This is a genomic window from Bacteroidales bacterium, assembly GCA_014860585.1.
Taxonomy (GTDB): Bacteria; Bacteroidota; Bacteroidia; order Bacteroidales; family 4484-276; genus RZYY01.
Genome location: JACZJL010000147.1, coordinates 1 through 3,805, shown reverse-complemented (window position 1 = coordinate 3,805; position 3,805 = coordinate 1). Strand labels below are relative to the sequence as shown.

At 43.1% G+C, this 3,805-nt stretch carries 2 protein-coding genes; both read right to left on the bottom strand.

What is annotated here, in order from left to right; genetic code table 11:
- Nucleotides 1–276 precede the first annotated feature (276 nt).
- A complete protein-coding gene (locus tag IH598_15220) occupies nucleotides 277–1,206 on the bottom strand; it encodes an MBOAT family protein (GenBank protein ID MBE0639866.1) in 930 nt (309 codons plus the stop codon).
- Between the two features lie 102 nt (nucleotides 1,207–1,308).
- On the bottom strand, nucleotides 1,309–3,804 hold the full coding sequence (locus tag IH598_15215; protein MBE0639865.1) for a bifunctional UDP-N-acetylmuramoyl-tripeptide:D-alanyl-D-alanine ligase/alanine racemase: 2,496 nt from the start codon (nucleotides 3,802–3,804) through the stop codon (nucleotides 1,309–1,311).
- Between the last annotated feature and the right edge of the window lies 1 nt (nucleotide 3,805).

Here is a 3,805-nt window from a genome sequence, read left to right as displayed (position 1 = left end):
CAAAAGGTACATTTTTAAGAAAAGGATTTTGAAAAGAGCCTTCAACCCAATGGGCAATAAGTACCATTAAAATGGCCAAAAACCTAAGGCCATCCAATTGTTTAAAGTATTTCATTATTCAATGGGATTTCTGTTTTATTTGAGGACTGAACAAAATGGCTAATTGATTTCATAAACATTACCTCGAAAAAATATTGTATTTCAAAATGCAGTAAATAGCCCCAGTTCTGCTTAGGCTCCAGCCTGCAAAGTGGCATAGTCACCCCGTGAATTCTATCAAACGATCACCAAACTTTCAACTTTATTGCCTTTTGCGAGCGCCTCACAGGGTGACTTCCACGAGCCAAGGGTGATGTGCCATCGGCGCCAAAACTCGGTAATACTTCGTGAAACATAAGGATTGTTGAAGTTTTCGGGAAAAGTAAATCCAATCATCCGTCCTAATCCTATTGCCATATCGGAATATCCGGCAAAGTCGAAATAAATTTGGAAAGTATAGGCTAAGATTCCGATCCAGGCCGTTGTGGAATCAAGTGTGGCCACATCCAGCGCCATCACCCTGTCCGCTTCGGCGCCCATGACATTGGCAATCAACACTTTTTTGGACAGCCCAATAATAAACCGGTACATACCCAGCAGCCGATCATCATTGGTCTCCTGCCGGTTGTTGATCTGATCGGCAATCCAGTTGAAACGGACAATTGGACCGGCAATGAGTTGCGGGAACATCAGAATGTACAAAATGTAATCGCCCAGGCTGTTAAGGGGTTTGTGTACATTTCGGTAAACATCCATCGAATAGGTGAGCGACTGGAAAGTGAAAAAGGAGATGCCGATGGGTAGGGCTATTCGTGTCCAGTGGACAGGATTCCCAAGGCAAATGCCCTCGATAAGCGTATTGATATTTTCAAGGAAAAAGTTGGCATATTTAAAATAGACGAGCAGCCCCAGGTTGATGATCACCGATATAGCCAGCAGTAACCTTTGGAGAGGTTTATCCGGCAGTTTGTGCATCAGTTGAACGACATAAAAATTGGCAGAAATAGAAATCAGCACCGCAAAAATAAATTTCGGTGCACCCCAGGCGTAAAAGAAGATGCTGAAAAACAGGATTGCGTAATTCTTATACTTCCTGTCGATCAGATAATAAACCAGCAAAAAGACGGGTAGAAAATAGAGCAGGAATACAGCGCTACTAAAAACCATTTCAACTTTATTTGAGGCGGCAAATGTAGTATAAATTGGATTTTGAAAAAGGTTATCTAAAGTTGGAATTCAACTTTAATACATTTTTATGTGGCTAAGTTTTTACTCCTGAAAATAAACCCTTTTCACCCGTTTTGAAATGGCAGTCATTACTTCGTAGGGAATAGTGTCCATCTCCTCTGCCAGCCGCATAATGCTGTGGTTGTTGTCGAAGATGATCACTTCCTCGCCCTCTTTCACATCAAGCCCGGTCACATCAATCATGCACATGTCCATGCAAACGTTTCCAACGATCGGTACGAGGCGTTCCTTTACTACCAGATGACCCCGACCGTTACTCAGACGGCGGCTCAGCCCGTCGGCATAACCGACAGGAACAGTTGCCACAAGCATATCCTGAAGGGCGATACCTGCACGGTTGTAGCCAATAGTTTCGTCCTGCTTTATCTGTTTCAGTTGTGAGATAGTGGATTTTAGTGAACTGACGTTCTGAAGCTCCTGCTGCTCGGCTTCGATTGGAGAAATACCATAGAGTCCTATCCCGAGCCTTACCATATCGAATTGCGCTTCAGGATAGGCACTTATCCCTGCAGTATTGAGCACATGCCTTAAAACCGGATAATTAATTTCACCAATGATTCTATCGGAAACCTTTTCGAAAAGTGAAATCTGGTAACGGGTGAAATCTTGCTGCTCCCGGTTATCTGTTGCTGCGAGATGTGTAAATATGGATTCAACATAAATCCTCGGGTTAGCTTTTACACGCCTGATGAGTTCCCCGGTTTCGTGATCGCAGAATCCAAGCCGGTGCATCCCTGTATCGAGTTTGAGGTGGATTTTGACTGGCTTGTTCCGGGGAATAATATTCCGCCGGATTGCATTCTCAAGCATGTCGAGCACCCTAAAACTATATATCTCAGGTTCGAGATTGTAGGCGATGATACTATCCATGCTTTCTTCATCGGGATTCATCACCATAATAGGGAGGTTGATGCCTGCTCTGCGCAACTCGAGCGCTTCGTCAGCGTAAGCCACAGCGAGATAATCAGCCTTGTGAAACTGAAGTGCATTGGCAATTTCAAAACCACCATATCCGTAGGAGCTGGCTTTGACCATCGCCATGAGTTTGGTTGAAGGTTTGAGCTTCGAACGGTAGAAATTCAGGTTGTGAATCAATGCGTTCAGGTTGATCTCGAACACGGTTTCGTGTGCTTTTTGCTGCAACGCCTGGCTGATTTGCTCGAATTCAAAAATACGGGCGCCTTTTAACAAAATCCCTTCATTCTGGAATTTTGTAAAAGAAAAGCTGCGAAGAAATTCGTCAGTTGTCTGGTAAAATTCCTTTTGCAGGTCGAATTGTTCTGCCTGCCTGCTGATGGCCGGGCCGATGCCAATCAATCGTTTGACCTGCTTTTGCCTGAGCATTTCTGCAATTTTACCATATAGGTAAATTTCACTTCTTCCGCTTTGTAGTACGTCAGAAAGGATTACTGTTTTTTGCTTCTGACCGGCATGCTGACTCAAAAAATCGAGTGCAATTCCCAGCGAAATCACATCCGAATTATAGCTGTCGTTGATTACCGTGCAGTTGTTGATCCCTTCGATGAGTTCGAGACGCATGGCAATTGGTACCAACAGTAACATCCGTTCGGTAATTATTTCCTGATTAATACCAAGATGCAAAAGGGCTGCCCAGCAGTGAATGCTGTTTTCGATAGAAGCTTCGTCGATAAAAGGAATAGTGATTGAAATCTCCCGTGCATTGAAAAACCCGGCAATTTCTGTTTTTGTTTTTTCTTTTCGCTCTGTTTTGGTTATTTGAAGTGTCGCCGGTTCCTTTCGGCTCCAGGTAAACGAACGGATATTTTCAAGAATTTCAGATCGAATAATAACCTCCTGAACCTCTCGATGATCAGAGCAATAAATGAGTGTGTCAACTTTGGTAAAAAGCTTGAGCTTCTCCCCCACTTTTTGTTGCCTGCTGATGAAGTTTTCGTTGTGGGCTTCACCGATATTAGTAAAAATTCCAACAGTCGGATTGATGATTTTCTGCAAATGGCTCATTTCCTCCGGTTCAGAAATTCCAGCTTCGAAGATGGCCGCCTGATAAGTACTTTCAAGTTGCCACACCGAGAGTGGAACTCCGATTTGGGAATTATAACTTTTTGGACTGCGAACAACCCGCATTCCGGGTGAAAGCAATTGGTACAACCATTCTTTAATGATTGTTTTTCCATTACTCCCGGTAATGCCAATCACTGGAATATTGAATTTTTTTCGATGGGCTGCAGCAATTGATTGCAGTGCATTCAGGCTGTTTTTAACAAGGATAAAGTCTGCCTCAGGAAACGGTTGAATGTCAAAATCGGGATTTGAGATCACAAAACTTCGTAACCCTTTATTGTAAAGTTCTTCGATGTACTTATGCCCGTCATTGCGTTTGCTTTGCAGGGCAAAAAACAGGGTCGCTTCTGTTTTAAAAAGTGTTCTACTATCAACCAGAATATCGATAATTGCAGCATCCTCAGATTGCCGGGTTAAAAGTATTCCTTTAACGATAGCAACGATTTCGGAAATTTTAAATTTCTCCTGGAACATG

Bases quoted from the DNA above. Each gene is read 5' to 3' on its own strand.
- IH598_15220 (MBE0639866.1), bottom strand. From the start codon at position 1,206: ATGGTTTTTAGTAGCGCTGTATTCCTGCTCTATTTTCTACCCGTCTTT.
- IH598_15215 (MBE0639865.1), bottom strand. From the start codon at position 3,804: ATGTTCCAGGAGAAATTTAAAATTTCCGAAATCGTTGCTATCGTTAAA.